1 protein-coding gene is annotated in these 284 nt (G+C 37.3%); it reads right to left on the reverse strand.

What is annotated here, in order from left to right:
* A partial coding sequence (locus tag CWB66_RS22120) for a transposase (RefSeq protein ID WP_138587040.1) occupies window positions 1–284 on the reverse strand: 284 nt, incomplete at both ends.

The following is a 284-nucleotide window of genomic DNA, read 5'->3' on the forward strand; positions in this document are numbered from 1 at the left end:
CATACTCTCAAACTGTAATTTCAATTTATCGTACCTTGTCGCTATAGCACGGAAGTGCTTTAGCCTTGCAAAGGCATTTTCAACTAAATGCCTATATTTATATAAGCACCAATCAATATCACCATTACCTGTTTTTGAGTTTTTCTTTCTAGGGATCACTGGGCTTGAGTTTCTCTCTCGAACCTTATTTCTAATGACTTCACTATCATAGCCTTTGTCCGCGATAACAAAATCGCCTTCGGGCAATAATTCAATCAGTTCATTTGCCACTTTACTATCATGAC

The sequence above is a fragment of the Pseudoalteromonas sp. S558 genome, assembly GCF_005886635.1.
Lineage (GTDB): Bacteria > Pseudomonadota > Gammaproteobacteria > Enterobacterales > Alteromonadaceae > Pseudoalteromonas > Pseudoalteromonas aliena.